The sequence below is a fragment of the Aeromicrobium ginsengisoli genome (genome assembly GCF_004134905.2).
Classification (GTDB): domain Bacteria; phylum Actinomycetota; class Actinomycetes; order Propionibacteriales; family Nocardioidaceae; genus Aeromicrobium; species Aeromicrobium ginsengisoli.
This window is the reverse complement of sequence record NZ_SDPQ02000001.1, coordinates 734068-751902: the sequence shown is the minus strand read 5'-3', so window position 1 is coordinate 751902 and position 17835 is coordinate 734068. Positions and strand designations below refer to the sequence as shown.

Genomic DNA, 17835 nt, shown 5'->3' with positions numbered 1-17835 from the left:
CCCTGACGTGGCACCATGACGAGCCAGTGTCGTTCGAGCGCAGGAGAAGGTCATGGCCGCACGTAGCAAGTCATCCAAGAAGTCGAGCAAGGGCAAGGGTTCGCTGGACTCGGAGCTCGCGGCCGCCCAGGAGGCGATCAAGAACCTCCGGGCGACCGTGGCCAAGCTCGAGAAGAGCGTCGGCAAGCTCGAGAACAAGCTGGAGAAGCGGGTCAGCGAGCTCAAGCGTGACGCCAAGAGGCTGCGCGGCGCTGCTGAGCAGGCCGGCAAGTCGGCGGTCAGGTCCGCGCGCGACGCTGGCAAGTCCGCGGCCAAGACCGCGCGCACATCGACTCGCAAGGCCACGGGCAGCAAGCCCGCGCCCGCCGCGAAGGTCGAGGTCGTGCCCGTCCAGGCTGCGCCGAAGTCGGAGATGACGGTCGCGCAGCTGCGCGCCGCTGCACGTACGCAGGGCGTCGCGGGCTACTCCCGCATGACCAAGGCCCAGCTGGTCGCTGCGCTCAAGGGCTGAGCCGGCGGGCGGGCCTCTGACCAGCGCGTTCTTCCTCCGTTCACCACGGTCCGCCACGGTGTGTGGCACCCGCACCGGAGGTGAACATGGCCGCCAAGCCCGGCAAGACCCGCCCGACCAAGTCCGACAAGAAGCTCGCTGCCGCGACCGCGAAGGTCGAGGACCTGACCGCCGAGATCGTGGTGCTCCGCGACCGCGTCAAGACCCTCGAGGTCGAGGCCTCGACCTGGAAGAAGCGCGCCGAGAAGCAGCGATCGCGCGTGCAGAAGGTACGTGCCAAGGCCGAGCAGGCGATCGCCGAGGCCAACGCCAAGCGCAAGAAGGCCAAGGCGCGTGCCCGTCAGGTGATCGCCGATCACCCGAGCGCCGAGCCGCTCGCGCTCCGGAACGCCCCGAAGGCGCCGGAGCCGACCTGGACCGTGACGCAGCTGCGCGCAGCGGCTAAGGACCAGGGCATTGCGGGCTACTCCCGCATGCGCAAGGACCAGCTCCTCGCCGAGCTCATCTAGGGCTGTGGACGATGCGTTCGACGTCTGCGGCGGCTCCCGGTGATCGTTGGAGCATGACCTCAACTGACCTCCCCGACGTCCACACCACAGCCGACCTCGAGCGGGTGTGGCGCCACCTCATCGAGCCTCTCGGCTTCGGCAGCCGACAGATCTTCGCGATCATGCTGGATCGTGACGGCCGGGTGCACCCGTCGATCGTCAACGTCACGGACTGCCCGGCCGCACCGGACGGTCAGATGCTCGTCAACCTGGCACGTTCGCTGCGGAGCGTGCTGGACGAGGCAGATCCGGACGGCTCGATCGCGCTGCTGTGGGCGCGGCCCACGCACGCCGGCACCCGCGCGTCCGACATCCAGTGGGTTCGGGCGATCACCGCCGTATCCGCGGCACACTCGCTCGGTGCGTGGCCGCTGCACACGGCTGACGACTCGGTCCTCCGGGTGATGTCACCCGACGACCTCGCCGCCTAGTTCGACCGGCGGAGGCTCTGCGAGAGGCGCTCGGCGGCAGCGACGACGGCCGGAGCGTGCATGCGGCCGGGCTGGCGGGTCAGGCGCTCGAGCGGGCCGGACACCGACACCGCGGCCACGACCTTGCCGGAGGGGGAGCGGACCGGCGCGGAGACCGAGCCGACGCCCGTCTCGCGCTCACCGACGCTCTGGGCCCAGCCGCGACGGCGCACGGCTGACAGCTCCGCGGCCGAGAACGTGGCCTTGAGCAGCCCCTTGTTCATGCGCTCGGGGTCTTCCCACGACAGCAGGACCTGGGCGGCGGAGCCGGCACTCATGGTCAGCTGGCCGCCGACGGGGATCGAGTCGCGCAGGCCGGTCGGCCGGTCGGCGGCGGCGACGCACACGCGGAAGTCGCCCTGACGACGAAACAGCTGTGCCGACTCGCCGGTGATGTCGCGCAGACGGGCGAGGACGGGTCCGGCAGCCGCGAGCAGACGGTCCTCACCGGCGGCGGCGGCGAGCTCGCCGAGGCGGGGGCCGAGGATGAAGCGTCCTTGCATGTCCCTGGCGACGAGCCGATGATGTTCGAGTGCCACTGCGAGGCGGTGTGCGGTGGGCCGGGCCAGCCCGGTGCTCGCGACGAGACCGGCCAGTGTCGCGGGTCCGGGCTCGAGCGCAGCGAGCACGAGAGCGGCTTTGTCGAGAACGCCGACTCCGCTAGAGTTGTCCATGTCTTGATACTGCCGTATCGCATTGTGAGACGCAAGTGCATACTGGTGGTGGTGCCGAGGGGCACTGCAACGCAGCTGAGGAGAGCGCCATGGGCAAGACCCTTGCCGAGAAGATCTGGGACGAGCACGTCGTACGCAGCCACGAGGGCGAGCCCGACCTGCTCTACATCGACCTCCACCTGATTCACGAGGTGACGAGCCCTCAGGCCTTCGACGGGCTCCGCATCGCCGGGCGCACCGTGCGCCGCCCCGACCTCACGCTCGCGACCGAGGACCACAACATCCCGACGACCGACCTCGACAAGCCGATCGCCGACCTCGTGTCGCGCACGCAGGTCGAGACGCTGCGTCGCAACTGCGGGGAGTTCGGCGTACGCCTGCACCCCATGGGCGACATCGACCAGGGCATCGTGCACGTCGTCGGCCCGCAGCTCGGCCTCACGCAGCCCGGCATGACGATCGTGTGCGGCGACTCGCACACGTCGACGCACGGAGCGTTCGGCTCGATCGCGTTCGGCATCGGTACGTCCGAGGTCGAGCACGTCCTGGCGACGCAGTCGCTGTCGCAGGCCAAGCCCAAGATGATGGCCGTCGAGGTCGTCGGCGACCTGCCCGTCGGCTCGACCGCCAAGGACCTGATCCTGTCGCTCATCACGCAGGAGACGACCGGCGGCGGCCAGGGCTACATCGTGGAGTATCGCGGCGAGGCCATCCGCAAGCTGTCGATGGAAGCCCGCATGACGATCTGCAACATGTCGATCGAGTGGGGCGCCAAGGCCGGGCTCATCGCGCCGGACCAGACGACGTACGACTACCTCGAGGGCCGCCCGAACGCACCGACGGGCGCCGACTGGGATGCCGCCGTGGCCTACTGGGACAGCCTCGTCACTGACGACGACGCCGAGTTCGACAAGGTCATCACGATCGACGCGTCGACCATCACGCCGTTCGTCACCTGGGGCACCAACCCCGGCCAGGGCGTGCCGCTGTCGGGCAACGTGCCCGACCCGGCCTCGTTCGAGGACGACAACGAGCGCATCGCCGCTGAGAACGCCCTGCGCTACATGGGCCTCGAGGCCGGCACGCCGATGAAGGACATCAAGGTCGACACGGTGTTCATCGGCTCGTGCACCAATGGTCGCATCGAGGACCTGCGCGTCGCCGCCAGCCTGATCGAGGGCCACAAGGTCGCCGCCGACACCCGGATCCTCGTCGTGCCGGGCTCGGTGCGCGTACGCCTGCAGGCCGAGCAGGAAGGCCTCGACGTCATCTTCAAGGACGCCGGCGCCGAGTGGCGCGGCGCGGGCTGCTCGATGTGCCTGGGCATGAACCCCGACCAGCTCACGCCGGGGGAGCGCAGCGCCTCGACGTCCAACCGCAACTTCGAGGGCCGGCAGGGCAAGGGTGGGCGTACGCACCTGGTGTCGCCCGACGTCGCCGTCGCGACCGGAATCCTCGGACACCTCGCCGGTCCCGCCGACCTGGCCGAGCTCGCAAAGGCAGGAGCCTGACCCATGGAGAAGTTCCTCAATCACACAGGTGTGGGCGCTCCGCTGCGGCGCAGCAACGTCGACACCGACCAGATCATCCCCGCCGTGTGGCTCAAGAAGGTCACGCGTGACGGCTTCGAGGAGGGCCTGTTCTCGGCCTGGCGCAGCGACCCGTCGTTCGTGCTCAACCAGGACGCGTACAAGAACGCCACCGTCCTGGTCGCCGGTCCTGACTTCGGCACCGGCTCGTCGCGGGAGCACGCCGTCTGGGCGCTGCAGAACTATGGCTTCAAGGTCGTCATCTCGCCGCGCTTCGGTGACATCTTCCGCGGCAACTCCGGCAAGGCCGGGCTGTTGGCCGCGCAGGTCGACGACAAGGTCGTGCAGCGGCTCTGGGACTACCTCGACACCAACCCGGGCGCAACCATCACGGTCGATCTCGAGTCGCGCACGGTCAAGGCCGGTGACGGCGTCGACGCGATCGAGGACTCGTTCACGATCGACGACTACACCCGCTGGCGCCTGCTGGAGGGCCTTGACGACGTCGGCATCACCCTGAGCCACGAGGACGACATCGTCACCTACGAGAAGTCGCGCCCGAGCTTCAAGCCCGCCACCCTCTGACCCCCCACGCTGACGAGTCACTCCCTGCACCCTGAGGAGTCACTCGTGCGGGAGTGAGGAGTCACTCCGCATGTGTGGAGTGACTCGTCAGCGGGTCGGGAGTGACTCGTCAGCGCTATTGCCAGATCTTGATGGCGGTGACGTCGCCTGACGGTGCCGTCTCGACGAAGACCCGCTGACCCACCCTCAGGTGACGGATGTGCTCGGCGAGCGACTCCGCGGGGAACTCCAGCGGCATGCCCTCGTCGGTCAGGAGGCTCCCGGCCCGCGTGGACTGGTCGAAGCTCGCAACGGTGCCCTGCATGGCAGTCACCCTAGTCGGCTCCGGAAGGTTTAGGCTCGCCCTCATGGTGAAGCGCCCTGTTCCATTCACGACCAAGGTGATCAAGTTCTTCGTCCGGCCGATCCTGATGTTGACGACCAAGCGGGACTGGCAGGGCATGGAGAACCTGCCCGACGGCGGATTCGTCCTCGCGCCCAACCACGTGTCGCACGCCGACCCGTTCCTCATCGGGCACTTCATGCTCGACAACAACATCGCGCCGCGATTCCTCGCCAAGGACACCCTCGTCGGCGCCAAGTGGTACGGCTGGATCCTGCGGAACGCCCAGCAGATCCCGGTCTACCGCAGCACTGAGGGTGCCGCCGAGTCGTTGCGCGCCGCGTCGGCGGCTGTCGAGGCCGGTCAGGTCGTCACGATCTACCCCGAGGGCACCATCACCCGTGACCCCGCTGCGTGGCCCATGAGCGGTCGTACGGGCGCCGTACGCGTCGCGCTGAGCACCGGCAAGCCCCTTGTCCCGCTGATGCAGTGGGGTCCGCAGGAGATCCTGTGGCCGTACGCCAAGAAGCTGCGGCTCTTTCCCCGCAAGACGATCCACATCCGCGTCGGCACGCCGGTGGACCTGTCCGACTTCGAGGACAAGGAGCTCACCGAGGAGGTTCTGCACGAGGCCACCGACCGGCTGATGGACACGTTGACTGCCATGATGGCCGAGGTGAGGGGCGAGCTGCCCTCGACACCTCGCATCGATGTGCATACCCTCAGCAAGCCGAAGACCAACTACAAGCACTCGATTGAACCGAAGAGACGGGATTCGTGAATGGCGCAGACTGCCGTGATGGGCGCAGGTTCGTGGGGCACGGCCTTCGCCATGGTGCTGGCCGATGCCGGCAACGACGTACGCCTGTGGGGACGGCGGCCCGAGCTGTGCGAGACGATCAACGCCAAGCACGAGAACTCCGACTACCTCCCGGGCATTGCGCTGCCCAAGGAGATCACCGCGACGCACGATCCGGCTGAGGCCATGGCCGGCGCCGAAATCGTCGTGCTGGCGGTCCCGTCGCAGCAGCTGCGCGACAACCTGGTGTCGTGGAGCGAGCACGTGCCCGCCGACGCCGTCATCGTCAGCCTCATGAAGGGTGTCGAGCTCGGCACCCACAAGCGGATGAGCGAGGTCATCGCCGAGATCACCGGCGCCGGTCCTGAGCGCATCGCCGTTGTCTCCGGGCCCAACCTGGCCCGCGAGATCGCCAACCGCGAGCCGGCCGCCAGCGTCGTGGCCTGCGAGGACCAGGGCGTCGCCGAGCGGCTGCAGAAGCTGTGCCACACCGCGTCGTTCCGGCCCTACTCGATGACCGACGTCGTCGGCTGCGAGCTCGCCGGCACCGCCAAGAACATCATCGGCCTCGCAGTCGGCGTGTGCGTCGGCCTCGGCTACGGCGACAACACCAAGGCCTCGGTCATCACCCGCGGGCTCGCCGAGACGGCGCGCCTGGGAGCGGCCATTGGCGCCGACCCGGTCACGTTCATGGGTCTCGCCGGCATGGGTGACCTCGTCGCCACCTGCTCGTCACCGCTCTCGCGCAATCGTACGTTCGGCGAGAAGCTCGGGCAGGGCATGAGCGTCGAGGAGGTCATGGGGCAGACCAGCCAGGTGGCCGAGGGCGTCAAGTCCTGCGTGTCCGTCAGTGAGCTGGCCAAGCTGCACGGCGTCGAGATGCCGATCGTGGAGCATGTCGCGGCCCTGATCGCCGGCGAGATGAGTCCCGACGAGCTGGTCTCGCGGCTGATCTCCCGGCAGGCCAAGCCCGAGACGGTCTAGCTCGAGGATAGGTCAGGCGAACGCCGCGAGCACGTTCTGGATGTCGATCCAGAGATCCTCGACGTCCTCGATGCCGACGGAGAAGCGGATCAGGCCCTCGGGCACGGACTCCGGCTCCTGAGGGTGCCGGCGACGACGCTCCCAGGTCGACTCGACGCCGCCGAGGCTCGTGGCGTACGTGATGATGTCGCTCTGCTCGGTCATCTTCTGCGCGACCTGGGCGCCGCCGGCGACCTCGAACGCGATGATCGTGCCGAAGCCCGGGTAGCGCGAGTAGACGATGCGGCTGGAGGCCGAGAGCCGCTTGTGCAGCTCCTTGGCGTTGGCCTCGGCGCGGTCGAGCCGCACGTGGAGCGTACGTATGCCGCGCGCGGCGAGCCACGTCTCCATCGCGCCGGGGATCGCGCCGAGCACCGAGCGACGCTTCTCGATCGCGGCATAGGCCCGGTCGCTGTTGGTCACCACGGCGCCGAGGATGACGTCGCTGTGCCCCGACAGCAGCTTGGACGCTGAGTGCACCACGAAGTCGGCGCCGAGCTCAAGCGGCTTCTGGCGCAGGGGAGTGGCGAACGTGTTGTCGACCGCGACGGCCGTGCCGGCGCGGGATGCGGCCTGCGAGATCGCCGCGATGTCGGCGATCTCCAGAGATGGGTTGGTCGGCGACTCGATCCACACCAAAGCGGCACTCTCGGCGGCATTGATGACCAGCTGGGTGTTGTCGATGTCGACGAGCTTGAGCTCGATCTGGCCACGACGGGCGCGCTCGTGGAGCTGGGTGAGGGTCCCGTAGTAGGCGTGCCGCGGCGCCACGACCGTTGCCTTGCTGGGCACCAGGTCGAACAGGGCGCTGGTCGCGGCGGTGCCGGAGGCGAAGGACAGGGCTCGTCCGCCCTCGAGCGCGCCGAGCACCGTCTCGAACGAGTCCCAGGTGGGATTGCCCGCCCGGCCGTACTCCGACGCTCCGCCGGGAACCAACGCGCTCGCGAGCGTGATGGGCGCGTTGAGTGGTCCCCCCGGGACGCGGTTCGGCCGCCCTGCGCCAACAGCGATGGTCGAGGGCGAAAGTTCGTGTCCGGGCATGAGGACATCATGCCTTGACCGGTATCGTGCTCCGCAATGAGCCTCTCGGTGGACACCTCAGTCGGCAAACCAAGACTTGCTGTCATTTTTGGCGGCCGTTCCAGTGAGCACGGGGTCTCCTGTCTCACCGCACGCGAGGTCATCGCGGCAATAGACCAGGATCGCTATGAGGTCCAGCCCGTCGGCATCACCCGCGCCGGGGCCTGGGTCCAGGAGACCGCCGAGTGGCCGGAGCTCGTCGCCGGTCAGCTGCCCGAGGTGCGCGACGACCGTCCGCCGTTCTCGTGGGAGGACCTGCGCGGGTTCGACGCAGTGTTCCCGCTGCTGCACGGCCCCTGGGGCGAGGATGGCACGATCCAGGGCCTGCTCGAGATGGCTGACGTCCGCTACGTCGGCGCCGGGGTGCTCTCCAGCGCGGTGAGCATGGACAAACCGTTCACCAAGACCGTCTTCTCCGCCGCCGGGCTGCCACAGATCCCCTACGTCACGGTGCTCCCGTGGCAGTGGAAGGGCGAGCGCGAGCGGGTCGAGGCGCGCATCCGTGCGCTGGGCCTGCCGGTCTTCGTCAAGCCCGCGAGAGCCGGCTCGAGCTCGGGCGTCACGATGGTCGACACGTGGGAGGAGCTCGACAGCGCGGTCAACAAGGCGCGCGACTTCGACCCCAAGGTCATCGTCGAGGCCGGAGCCAAGGGCAAGCGCGAGCTCGAGTGCGCTGTCATCCAGGAGCCCGACGGCAAGCCCGTCGCCAGCCTCGTCGGCGAGATCACGGTCGAGGCGGACTCAGCCCACGAGTTCTACGACTTCGAGGCCAAGTACCTCGACGGCACGAGCCGCAACGTCGTGCCCGCGGACATCTCGGTCACGCTGAGCGAGCGCATTCGCACATACGCCGTGCAGGCGTTCGAGGCGGTCGGTTGCGAAGGCCTGGCTCGTGTCGACTTCTTCCTGACCGACGACGGCCTGGTCATCAACGAGATCAACACGATGCCGGGCTTCACGCCCTACTCGATGTTCCCCGTCCTGTGGCAGGCGAGCGGGATGTCCTATCCAGAGCTCGTCGACCGGCTGATCCAGCTCGCCCTGGGACGCGAGACCGGACTGCGCTAGACGCAGGGCTTCTTGACCGGGTCGTGCCGCGCGACGGAGTCGGCCAGGTCGGCGAGGGCGTCGGCCTCGGGCGCATAGTCGTCCGGCACCTCGACGCTGACGTAGTAGTCACGGCCGATCGTCGTGAACAGGTAGCCGTCGGAGGTCGTCTCGCTGAACCATCCGACGTCGTCGACCATGTCGCACCGCGACGCCGGGCCGAGGTCCTTGGGCTTCTCGACGCCGCACCGCAGGATGATCGCCGGGTCGCCCCAAGCCGACGCGTTCTCGTCCTTGACCAGGCGGTTCTTCTGACCGGCGACCTTCAACGGCCGGTCGGCGAACAGGCCCTTGCAGTTGACCTCCGTGCCGCGCACGGTCGGGTACTCGTCGACCGAGAGCTCCGATCCGCAGCCCGCCGTGACGAGTGCGGCGCAGAGGGCCGTGGCGAGGAGAAGACGCCGACCCACTGCTAGATGCGCACGATGGGGCAGGTGAGCGTACGGGTGATGCCGGGAACGTTCTGGATCGTGGTGACGACCAGCGCGCCGAGCTCGTCGACGCTGGGGCCCTCAGCCCGGACGATGACGTCGTAGGGTCCGGTCACGTCTTCAGCGAGGGTGACGCCGTCGATGGCGGCGATCGCGGTCGCGACCTCGGCGGCCTTGCCGACCTCGGTCTGGACGAGGATGTATGCCTGCACAGCCATCGTGGAACTCCTTCAGTAGACCGGACTGTGCCACGCTACCCGATGCGCCTCCTCACGTGCGCCGCTGCCTGCGACACAATGGCGCGTATGGCGACGAGTGCTCCGGACGAACCCACGATCGGCGACATCGGCGAGTTCGGCCTGATCGACCGGGTACGCGCCGAGATCGGCGACAACCGGCACGTCCTGCTGGGTCCGGGCGACGACGCGGCACACGTGTCGACCAAGGACGGCAGCTTCCTGGTGTCGACCGATCTGCTCGTCGAGGGCCGGCACTTCCGCCGCGACTGGTCGTCCGCGCACGACATCGGCCGCAAGGCGGCGGCCTGCAATCTCTCCGACATCAACGCCATGGGTGGGGTCGCGACGGCCCTGACCTTGGGGTTCGGTGCACCCGCCGACCTGCCGGTGTCGTGGGTGCTGGAGATGACCCGCGGGTTCGAGGTCGAGTGCGCGCACGTCGGCGCCCACATCGTCGGCGGCGATGTCACGGCGTCGGACAAGATCGTCATCGCCGTCACCGCGATGGGCGACGTCAGCCGCCCCGTGCTGCGTTCCGGTGCGCTCCCCGGCGACGTCGTGGCGTACGCCGGACAGCTCGGCCTGGCCGGTGCCGGCTTCGCCGCCCTGAGCCGCGGCTTCCGCTCGCCCAAGGCCGCCGTCGACGCCCATCGCGTGCCGCACCCGCCCTATGCCGCGGGTCCCCAAGCAGCCGGCGCCGGCGCGACGGCCATGACCGACATCAGCGACGGGCTGCTCGCCGACCTGGGCCACATCGCCGAGGCCAGCGGTGTCGCGATCGACCTCGTCTCGTCGACGTTCGTCATCCCCGAACCGGTGGCGACGGTCAGCGAGGCGCTCGGCGTCGACGCCCTCACGTTCATGCTGACCGGCGGCGACGACTACGCGTTGGTCGCCACGTTCAGCTCACAGGCGTCGTTGCCCGAGGGCTGGACCGCGATCGGTGCGGTGTCGGACGGCGCGGGCATCCTGGTCGACGGCAAGACGTACGAGGGCCCGGCAGGTCATCAGCACTTCAGGTGATATGTCATGGTCGGGTGACAGATCCGCGACCTAGCGTTGCCGTATGAAGTCAGCAACGACAGCCAGCCGCACCGCCGTTCTGGTCTGTCAGGGCAGGGCCGTCGCCGACACCTGGGATGACGTCGAACGGTTCGCTGACCCGACGGCGGCGCGACTGCTGCTCGACGACGAGCAGGCGGCCGTCGACCTGGCGAGCGATGACGCACCTCCGCCCGGCTGGGGTCTGCGCGTGGAGTGGGAGATGCTGCGCGCGACCGCCGAGGTGATCGTGCCGAGGACCGTGGCGATCGACGACGCGCTGCGTGAGCAGGTCAACGCCCAGGTCGTGATCCTCGGCGCCGGGCTGGACGGTCGAGCGTGGCGGATGACCGAGCTGGCCGGGTCGGACGTCTTCGAGGTCGACCATCCAGCGTCACAGCAGGACAAGCGGTCGCGGGCCCGGGACCTGTCGCCGGTGGCGCGAGACGTCCGGTTCGTGCCCGTCGACTTCGGTCGCGATGACCTCGGCGAGGCGCTGACCGCTCAGGGTCATCGCGTCGAGGTGGCGACGACATGGGTGTGGGAGGGCGTCGTGCCCTATCTCAGCCGCTCGGAGGTCGAGGCCACGATGCGCGTCATCGGGGACCTGTCGGCCGCCGGAAGTCGCCTGATCGTCAACTATCAGGTTCCCTCGGCCAAGGCGGCACTCGGTCGCCTGGTGATGCGTGCGATGACCACACTGAGCCGCCGGCCCGACCCGCTGGCCGGTGAGCCCACCCGGTCGACCTGGACCGCATTGACGATGCGAGAGCTGCTCGAGGTGCACGGGTACGCCGTGGTCCGCGACGTCGACCTGTTGACGCTGGCCACGGACACGGGTCGGCCTGTCAGGCAGCGCCGCTCGCTGGCCAACGGCCGCGTCGTGGTCGCCGAGCTCAGCTGACCCAGTAGCGCCGCTTGGGCATGTCGGCGACGCCCGGCACCACCGCTTCCAGGACTACGCCGTTGGCCTCGATGACCTTGGCCGAGGCGACATTGTCGTCGTCGCAGGTGACGAGCGCCGGGCTGATGCCTCGGGCTCGCAGCAGGTCGACCGACTGCCGCAGGATCTCCGTGGCACGGCCACGACCGCGGAACTGCGGGCGTACGGCATAGCCGATGTGGCCGCCGAGTGTCCGCAGGAACTCGTTGAGCTCGAAACGCAGGGACGATCGCCCGACGACGACCCCGTCGACATCGGCGACGAGATCGGCGTTCGCGACGAAGTCGCCCGGCAGGTCGCGGCCGACCTCCCAGCCGTGCACGAGGTCGACGTACGCCGGCCAGGGCAGGTCGGGGCGATAGCGGTAGGACCAGTGACCGCCTTCGGCGGCCATCTCGGCGACCGCAGCCACGGTGTCGGCCTCGTCGCTGAGCGCGAGGCGGCGAAGGACCAGGTTCAACGGTGAATCTCAGCGAACGGCTGGGCGGCCTCGAGCTCGTACGCGAGCTCGAGCAAGGTCTGCTCGTCACCGTGGTCGGCCGAGAAGTGCACACCGATCGGCATGTCGGCCGACGAGCGCCCGAGCGGCAACGAGATCGCCGGGCCGCCGGAGGCGTTGTTGAGCGGGGTGAACGCGGCGTAGTGGACCAAGCGCTCGAACATCACCTCGAAGTCGACCGCGGGGGACAGGTAGCCGAGCTCGGGCGTCGCGTATGCCAAGGTCGGCGACAGGACCACGTCGACGTCGGCGAACGCGGCGCGGTAGCGCTGCTCGGAGCGCTTGAGCCCGCGGATCGCGGTCGGCGTACGCCAAGCTTGGCGCACGAACCGTCGGGCGAGGCCGCGGGTGAACGGATCCGTGAGCGTCTTGTCGAAGTCGGGGCTTATGACCCGGCGGCCGAAGTGCTGCGTCGAGAACGCCAGCATGCCCCAGTAGTGCTTGAAGTCCTCCATGAACGCCTTGCCGACCGGGAGCGGCACCTCGACGACGTCGTGACCCAGCGAGCCCAGCAGGTCAGCGCTGGCCAGCACGGCCTTGCGAGTGTCCTCGTCGGTCGGCTTGCCGGTGATCGAGTCGACGATCAGCCCGACCCGGAGGCGCCGGTCAGAGGGACCCTCGACGAGACCCAGCGGCTTGAGGCCCATCGCCGGGCGGTAGGCCTGCGTGGCAGCCATGAAGTGCGCCGTGTCGCGGACCGTCCGCGTGACGACTCCGTTGGAGATGATGTCGACCGGCAACTTGGCCGCCTCCGCAGCGGGCACGACGCGGCCGCGGGTGGGCTTGAGCCCGACGAGGCCGCAGGCGGCGGCGGGGATGCGGATCGAGCCGCCACCGTCGTTGGCGTGTGCGATCGGCACGACACCTGAGGCGACGAGAGCCGCGGCGCCGCCGGAGGACGCCCCGGCGGAGTATCCGGTGTTCCACGGGTTGCGGGTCGGCGGCAGCGTCGCGTACTCGGTCGTGGCGTTGAAGCCGAACTCGGGCATCGTCGACTTGCCCAGGACCGTGAAGCCGGCGGACAGGAACTGATCCGTGAACGGTGCGTGCGCGGCGGCCGGGCGCGACTTCACCGCGAGCGAGCCCTGGTCCGACGGCAGACCGGCGAAGTCGGTGTTGTCCTTGACGAATGTCGGTACGCCCGCGAACACACCCTCGGAGGGCTGTTCGGACGAGGCCAGCCCGCGTTCGAAATCAGGATGCTGGATCGCGTTGAGCTCAGGATTCACCCGCTCGGCACGGGCGATGGCCGCCTCGGCCGCCTCGCGGGCGCTGATCGTTCCCGCGGCAACAGCAGCGGCGACCCCGACTGTGTCGAGGTCGCCGAGTGCGTCGTCACCGAAGGCGTGGACGCGAATGCTTTTCTCAGTGGTCACGAGATGACTCTAGAGTCACATCGCAACCGTGAGCCAGAGGTCTAGCGGGAGACCTTGCCGGCCTTGATGCACGACGTGCACACGTTGAGGTGCTTGGGGGTGCCCTCCACCACGGCGCGGACGCGCTGGATGTTGGGGTTGAAACGACGCTTGGTGCGTCGGTGCGAGAAGGAGACGTTGTGGCCGAAGCCAGGTCCCTTGGCGCACACGTCACAGACCGCAGCCACGGCGAACTCCTGAATGTTGAGACAACTTGGATGAATGGGGCCGTCACCGCGACCTGACGGTGCGACGACAACCGCTCAAGAATAGCCGAAGACCCGACGCCGACGCGAATCAGCCCGGACGCTCCCGTCGATCCACGGTGCCGACCGATAGCCTCGCCCCATGGGCCTCACCCTCAATCCCACGGCGTTCCGTGCGTGGACGCAGCTGTGTGCCGGGGCCCTGTCGTCGGCTCGCGCGGAGATCGACGCGCTCAACGTGTTCCCCGTGCCCGACAGCGACACCGGCACCAACGCCTACCTGACGTTCGCGTCGGGCGCCGACGCCGTCGCGGGCATGCCAGCGGACGTGTCGTTCGCGGAGCTCGTCAAGGCATACGTCGACGGGCTGCTGACCGGGGCCAAGGGCAACACCGGGGTGATCCTGTCCCAGCTCGTACGCGCGTGCTTCCGCGACCTCGACCTCGAGGGTGGCGATGTCACCGCGGAGGATGTCGCGAAGTCGTTCGCCGCCGCCTCCGACGCCGCGTGGGCCGCGGTCGGTGCGCCGGTCGAGGGCACGATCCTGTCCGTCGCCAAGGCGGCAGCCGCAGGTGCGACGGACTCGGCTGCGGCCGGGGTCGACGGACGTACGGTCTTCGGCGAGGCCGCGCGTGCCGCACGCGAGGCACTGGCCCGTACGCCCGAGCAGATGCCGTTGCTGGCGCGCGCGGGTGTCGTCGATGCCGGCGGTCGCGCGCTCGTCGTGGTGCTCGACGCCACGGAGCAAGCCCTGACCGGCCGCATCCCCAAGCCCGCAGCGAGCACCATCCCGGTGCCGGCCGTGGGGGCCGGCGACGACCTGAGCGCCGACGGCCCGTCGTACGAGGTCATGTATCTCCTCGAGGCCGACGACGACCACATCGCCGGGCTGCGGGCTGCGCTGCTGCCGCTCGGCGACTCGCTCGTCGTCGTGGGCGGCGACCGGCTGTGGAACGTGCACGTGCACGTCGACGACGTCGGCGCCGCGATCGAGGCCGGCATCGCTGCCGGCCGCCCTTATCGCATCGCCGTCACGCACTTCGCCGACCAGATGGCTCAGTCGCCCCGCAGCGGCCGCGTCGTGATCGCCGCGACGACCGGCGAGGGTCTGACCGCGCTCTGCAGCGAGGCCGGCGCGATGACGCTCGAGTTCACGCGCGACCGCCCGCTGACGATCGCCGAGATGAGCGCGTCGCTGCGTGATGCCGGCGCCGACGAGGTCATCGTGCTGCCCAACAACCAGCGCTACGTCCGACAGTTCGAGGCGGCCGCACAGGCTGCGCGGCAGGACGGCATCCGCGTCGCGGTCATCCCGACCCACGCCCAGGTGCAGGGGCTGGCCGCCCTCGCGGTGCACGACCCCGGACTCGGGTTCGACGAAGTCGTCGTGGCGATGTCGAGCGCCGCCGCCCATACGCAGCACGGCGCCGTCACGATCGCGACCGAGCCCGGCATGACGATGGTCGGCCCGTGCGACGTCGGCGACGTGCTGGGCGTCGTGGCGGGCGACTTCGCGGTCGTCGGGCAGGACATCCTTGCGGTGGCCTACGAGGTCATCGACCGCATCCTGTCACCGGCCGGTGAGATGCTGACCGTCGTGATGGGTGAGGGAGCCGAGGGGCTGATCGAGCAGTCGATCTCCCAATACCTGCGCACGCTGCGCCCCGACGTCGACCTGGTGGTCTACGACGGCGGCCAGGAGAACTACCCGCTGTTCATCGCGGTGGAGTGATGGTCGAGCTCTCGACCAAGCTGGTCAACGTGATCGGCGACAAGACCACCAAGCCGCTCACCAAGGCGTTCGACATGGTCGTCGTCGAGGACCTCCTGCGGCACTATCCGCGCCGCTACGCCGAGCTCGGCAAGCTCACGGACCTGTCCAAGCTCGAGGTCGGCCAGCACGTCACGATCATGGCGCGGGTCGCGTCGGCCAAGAACTACTCGTTCGGCCCGGGCGGTCGCCGCACGCGCACCGAGGTCGTCGTCTCGGACGGCACGGGCCATCTCACGCTGACGTTCTTCCAGCAGGCCTGGCGGCTCAAGACGATGGAGCCGAAGTCGCTGGGCCTCGCGGCAGGCGTCGTCACGATGTTCAACGGCAAGCTCCAGCTGACGCACCCGGACTGGGAGCCGCTGGAGGAGTCGGCCGATCTCATGGACAACTCGCGACTGGGTCGCGGCGTCATCCCGATCTACCGAGCCACCGCAGCGATGCCGTCGTGGAAGATCGAGCACTGCGTCGGGATGTGCCTCGACGCGCTCGATCCGCTCGACGACCCGCTGCCCGAGGACGTACGCGCGTCCCGTGGCTTCTTCGACCTCAAGGGTTCGCTCGAGGCGATCCACCGGCCCCGCAACGCCAAGGACTGGCAGGGCGCCCGCGACCGGTTCCGGTTCGAGGAGGCGTTCGTCGTGCAGACGATCTTCGCCCAGCGCCGCAACGCGCTCGAGCACGAGCGCGCGGCATCGCGTCCCGTGGTGCCCGGTGGTCTGCGCGAGCGCTTCGAGCAGCAGCTGCCGTTCGAGCTCACCGCGGGCCAGACGACCGTTGTCGCGGAGATCTCGGCCGACCTCGGGCGTACGCACCCCATGCACCGGCTCCTGCAGGGCGAGGTCGGCTCCGGCAAGACGATCGTCGCGCTGCTGGCGATGCTGCAGGTCGTCGATGCCGGCGCACAGACGGCGCTGCTGGCGCCGACCGAGGTGCTCGCCGCGCAGCACTACCGCGCCATCACGGCGATGCTCGGTGATCTCGCCAAAGGCGGCATGCTCGGCGGCGCCGACGGAGCCACCCGCGTACGCCTCCTGACTGGCTCGCAGGGCGCCAAGGCGCGCAAGGAGTCGCTGCTCGACGCCGCGTCGGGAGAGGCCGGCATCGTGATCGGCACCCACGCCCTGATCCAGGACCACGTCCAGTTCGCCGAGCTGGGCCTGCTGGTCGTCGACGAGCAGCACCGCTTCGGCGTGGAGCAGCGCGCGGCACTGGTCGACCGCGCCGAGGTCACGCCCCACGTGCTCGTCATGACTGCCACGCCGATCCCTCGCACGCTCGCGATGTCGGTGTTCGGCGACCTCGAGGTGTCGACCCTGCGCGAGCTGCCCGCCGGTCGTCAGCCGATCCAGACGACCGTCGTGCCCTACAACGAGCGGCCGCAGTGGCTCGAGCGCGGCTGGGAGCGCGTACGCGAGGAGGTCGGCCGTGGCCGGCAGGCGTACGTCGTGGTCTCGCGCATCGGCGAGGGCGACGACGGCGGCGAGAAGGACACGACATCGCTGCTGGAGCTGCGTGAGGAGCTCGAGGGCGGAGCGCTGCACGGCCTCAGGCTCGGCAGCCTGCACGGCCGCATGGCACCTGACGAGAAGGACGCGACGATGAACGCGTTCGCGCGCGGCGAGATCGAGGTGCTCGTCGCGACCACCGTCGTCGAGGTCGGCGTCGACGTGCCCAACGCGACGGTCATGGTCGTGATGGACGCCGACCGGTTCGGCATGTCGCAGCTGCACCAGCTGCGGGGCCGCGTCGGGCGTGGCTCCGAGGCGGGACTGTGCCTCCTGGTCACCGCCTCCGAGGTCGACTCGCCGGCTCGCGAGCGGCTCGATGCGGTGGCGTCGACGTCTGACGGGTTCGAGCTGTCGCGCCTCGACGTCGAGCTGCGGCGCGAGGGCGATGTCCTGGGTGCCCGGCAGTCGGGCATCCGGTCGAGCCTGCGACTCCTGTCGGTGGTCAAGGACGGTGAGGTGATCGAGGAGGCCCGGCGAGTGGCGGATGCGATCGTCGAGGCCGATCCGACGCTGGCGTCCCACCCCGGCCTGGCCGCCGCGGTGCAGGAGCTCGAGAAGTCCGAGCAGGCCGACTACCTGGAGCGCACGTGACACGCATCATCGCCGGCACCTATGGCGGGCGGCGGATCCAGACGCCCAAGGGCGACGGCACCCGGCCGACCTCTGACCGGGTCCGCGAGGCGATGTTCTCCTCGCTCGAGTCCGAGTTGGGTGGTTTCGAGGGTCTGCACGTCCTCGACCTGTTCGCGGGGTCCGGTGCTCTGGGCCTCGAAGCGCTCTCGCGCGGAGCGACCCATGCCGTGTTCGTCGAGTCCGACGCTCGAGCGGTCGCCGTCATCAAGGGCAACATCAAGGAGCTTGGCGCTGCCGGATCAGCCACGCGTATGAAGGCCGGCGCGTACGTGGACTCCCCGGTTGACCCCCGGTTCGACCTGGTGTTCATCGATCCTCCCTACGACCTGGCCACCGATTCGGTGACGGGCCTGGTGCGGCGTCTGCAGGAGCACAGCGCCACGGGCGCCTTGTTCGTCGTGGAGCGAGCGACCCGCGATCCGTTCACCTGGCCGGAGGGTGTCGAAGGTCTCCGTCACAAGAAGTACGGCGAGACGACCGTTTGGTACGGTCGCTGAC

The 17835-nt window shown here is 69.2% G+C and carries 21 protein-coding genes; 13 read left to right on the top strand and 8 right to left on the bottom strand.

The annotated features are described in order from the left end of the window. The first annotated feature begins 52 nt into the window (after positions 1-52). The 3 genes from ESP70_RS03755 (at position 53) to ESP70_RS03745 (ending at position 1490) form a co-directional block, all read left to right on the top strand. Positions 53-511 (top strand): Rho termination factor N-terminal domain-containing protein, encoded by a 459-nt coding sequence (locus ESP70_RS03755; RefSeq protein WP_149687992.1) that lies wholly within the window; start codon positions 53-55, stop codon positions 509-511. Between the two features lie 86 nt (positions 512-597). Beyond that, a complete protein-coding gene (locus ESP70_RS03750) occupies positions 598-1020 on the top strand; it encodes a Rho termination factor N-terminal domain-containing protein (RefSeq protein WP_149687991.1) in 423 nt (140 codons plus the stop codon). A 53-nt stretch (positions 1021-1073) separates the two neighbouring features. Continuing rightward, positions 1074-1490 (top strand): hypothetical protein, encoded by a 417-nt coding sequence (locus tag ESP70_RS03745; RefSeq protein ID WP_149687990.1) that lies wholly within the window; start codon positions 1074-1076, stop codon positions 1488-1490. Here the strand turns inward: ESP70_RS03745 and ESP70_RS03740 are convergent. Further along, a complete protein-coding gene (locus ESP70_RS03740; RefSeq protein ID WP_056213070.1) occupies positions 1487-2203 on the bottom strand; it encodes an IclR family transcriptional regulator in 717 nt (238 codons plus the stop codon). The genes ESP70_RS03745 and ESP70_RS03740 overlap by 4 nt on opposite strands. Before the next feature lie 89 nt (positions 2204-2292). Between ESP70_RS03740 and leuC the strand changes: the two genes are divergently transcribed. Then, on the top strand, positions 2293-3714 hold the full coding sequence (gene leuC, locus ESP70_RS03735) for a 3-isopropylmalate dehydratase large subunit (RefSeq protein WP_149687989.1): 1422 nt from the start codon (positions 2293-2295) through the stop codon (positions 3712-3714). A gap of 3 nt (positions 3715-3717) precedes the next feature. After that, positions 3718-4317, top strand: coding sequence for a 3-isopropylmalate dehydratase small subunit (leuD, locus tag ESP70_RS03730; RefSeq protein WP_149687988.1), 600 nt, complete (start codon positions 3718-3720; stop codon positions 4315-4317). A 115-nt stretch (positions 4318-4432) separates the two neighbouring features. On the opposite strand, the gene ESP70_RS03725 is transcribed toward leuD, so the two are convergent. Further along, entirely contained in the window at positions 4433-4621 is a 189-nt protein-coding gene (locus ESP70_RS03725; protein WP_149687987.1) for a cold-shock protein, read from the bottom strand. Positions 4622-4664: 43 nt separating this feature from the next. Here ESP70_RS03725 and ESP70_RS03720 point away from each other — a divergent pair, with 43 nt between their 5' ends. Together ESP70_RS03720 and ESP70_RS03715 are read left to right on the top strand one after the other, a co-directional pair. Beyond that, positions 4665-5420: a lysophospholipid acyltransferase family protein gene (locus tag ESP70_RS03720; RefSeq protein ID WP_149687986.1), complete on the top strand. Its 756-nt coding sequence runs from the start codon at positions 4665-4667 to the stop codon at positions 5418-5420. Further along, on the top strand, positions 5421-6422 hold the full coding sequence (locus ESP70_RS03715; protein ID WP_149687985.1) for an NAD(P)H-dependent glycerol-3-phosphate dehydrogenase: 1002 nt from the start codon (positions 5421-5423) through the stop codon (positions 6420-6422). It abuts the gene before it with no gap. 12 nt (positions 6423-6434) lie between these two features. Here ESP70_RS03715 and ESP70_RS03710 read toward each other — a convergent pair whose 3' ends face one another. Beyond that, positions 6435-7502, bottom strand: a complete 1068-nt coding sequence (locus ESP70_RS03710) for a trans-sulfuration enzyme family protein (protein ID WP_149687984.1) — start codon at positions 7500-7502, stop codon at positions 6435-6437. A 36-nt stretch (positions 7503-7538) separates the two neighbouring features. Between ESP70_RS03710 and ESP70_RS03705 the strand changes: the two genes are divergently transcribed. After that, complete coding sequence (locus tag ESP70_RS03705; RefSeq protein ID WP_149687983.1) at positions 7539-8609, top strand: D-alanine--D-alanine ligase family protein; 1071 nt, start codon at positions 7539-7541, stop codon at positions 8607-8609. Here ESP70_RS03705 and ESP70_RS03700 read toward each other — a convergent pair. Together ESP70_RS03700 and ESP70_RS03695 are read right to left on the bottom strand one after the other, a co-directional pair. After that, positions 8606-9058: a DUF3515 domain-containing protein gene (locus ESP70_RS03700; RefSeq protein WP_149687982.1), complete on the bottom strand. Its 453-nt coding sequence runs from the start codon at positions 9056-9058 to the stop codon at positions 8606-8608. The two genes, ESP70_RS03705 and ESP70_RS03700, sit on opposite strands and share 4 nt — an antisense overlap. Positions 9059-9060: 2 nt before the next feature. Beyond that, positions 9061-9297, bottom strand: a complete 237-nt coding sequence (locus tag ESP70_RS03695; RefSeq protein ID WP_056213083.1) for an Lrp/AsnC ligand binding domain-containing protein — start codon at positions 9295-9297, stop codon at positions 9061-9063. A gap of 87 nt (positions 9298-9384) precedes the next feature. Here ESP70_RS03695 and ESP70_RS03690 point away from each other — a divergent pair, with 87 nt between their 5' ends. Then, positions 9385-10341 (top strand): thiamine-phosphate kinase, encoded by a 957-nt coding sequence (locus ESP70_RS03690; protein WP_149687981.1) that lies wholly within the window; start codon positions 9385-9387, stop codon positions 10339-10341. 43 nt (positions 10342-10384) lie between these two features. Continuing rightward, positions 10385-11263: a class I SAM-dependent methyltransferase gene (locus ESP70_RS03685; RefSeq protein WP_149687980.1), complete on the top strand. Its 879-nt coding sequence runs from the start codon at positions 10385-10387 to the stop codon at positions 11261-11263. On the opposite strand, the gene ESP70_RS03680 is transcribed toward ESP70_RS03685, so the two are convergent. From ESP70_RS03680 to rpmB, 3 genes are read right to left on the bottom strand one after another with little or no spacing between them, the layout of a single operon-like run. Continuing rightward, positions 11256-11762 carry a GNAT family N-acetyltransferase gene (locus ESP70_RS03680; protein WP_149687979.1) on the bottom strand — a complete coding sequence of 169 codons (507 nt, stop codon included), beginning with the start codon at positions 11760-11762 and terminating at the stop codon, positions 11256-11258. The two genes, ESP70_RS03685 and ESP70_RS03680, sit on opposite strands and share 8 nt — an antisense overlap. Next, positions 11759-13177: an amidase gene (locus ESP70_RS03675; protein WP_149687978.1), complete on the bottom strand. Its 1419-nt coding sequence runs from the start codon at positions 13175-13177 to the stop codon at positions 11759-11761. Before ESP70_RS03675 ends, ESP70_RS03680 begins: the two co-directional genes overlap by 4 nt. A 41-nt stretch (positions 13178-13218) precedes the next feature. Further along, the gene (gene rpmB, locus ESP70_RS03670; protein WP_056213090.1) at positions 13219-13404 is read right to left on the bottom strand and encodes a 50S ribosomal protein L28; all 186 of its coding nucleotides are present in this window, start codon (positions 13402-13404) and stop codon (positions 13219-13221) included. 160 nt (positions 13405-13564) lie between these two features. Here rpmB and ESP70_RS03665 point away from each other — a divergent pair, with 160 nt between their 5' ends. The 3 genes from ESP70_RS03665 to rsmD are packed head-to-tail and all read left to right on the top strand — an operon-like array spanning position 13565 to position 17834. Further along, entirely contained in the window at positions 13565-15154 is a 1590-nt protein-coding gene (locus tag ESP70_RS03665) for a DAK2 domain-containing protein (protein WP_149687977.1), read from the top strand. Continuing rightward, positions 15154-17295 (top strand): ATP-dependent DNA helicase RecG, encoded by a 2142-nt coding sequence (gene recG, locus ESP70_RS03660; RefSeq protein WP_149687976.1) that lies wholly within the window; start codon positions 15154-15156, stop codon positions 17293-17295. Before ESP70_RS03665 ends, recG begins: the two co-directional genes overlap by 1 nt. After that, entirely contained in the window at positions 17292-17834 is a 543-nt protein-coding gene (gene rsmD, locus ESP70_RS03655) for a 16S rRNA (guanine(966)-N(2))-methyltransferase RsmD (protein WP_149687975.1), read from the top strand. The genes recG and rsmD overlap by 4 nt, the downstream gene beginning before the upstream one ends. The last annotated feature ends 1 nt before the right edge of the window (position 17835 follow it).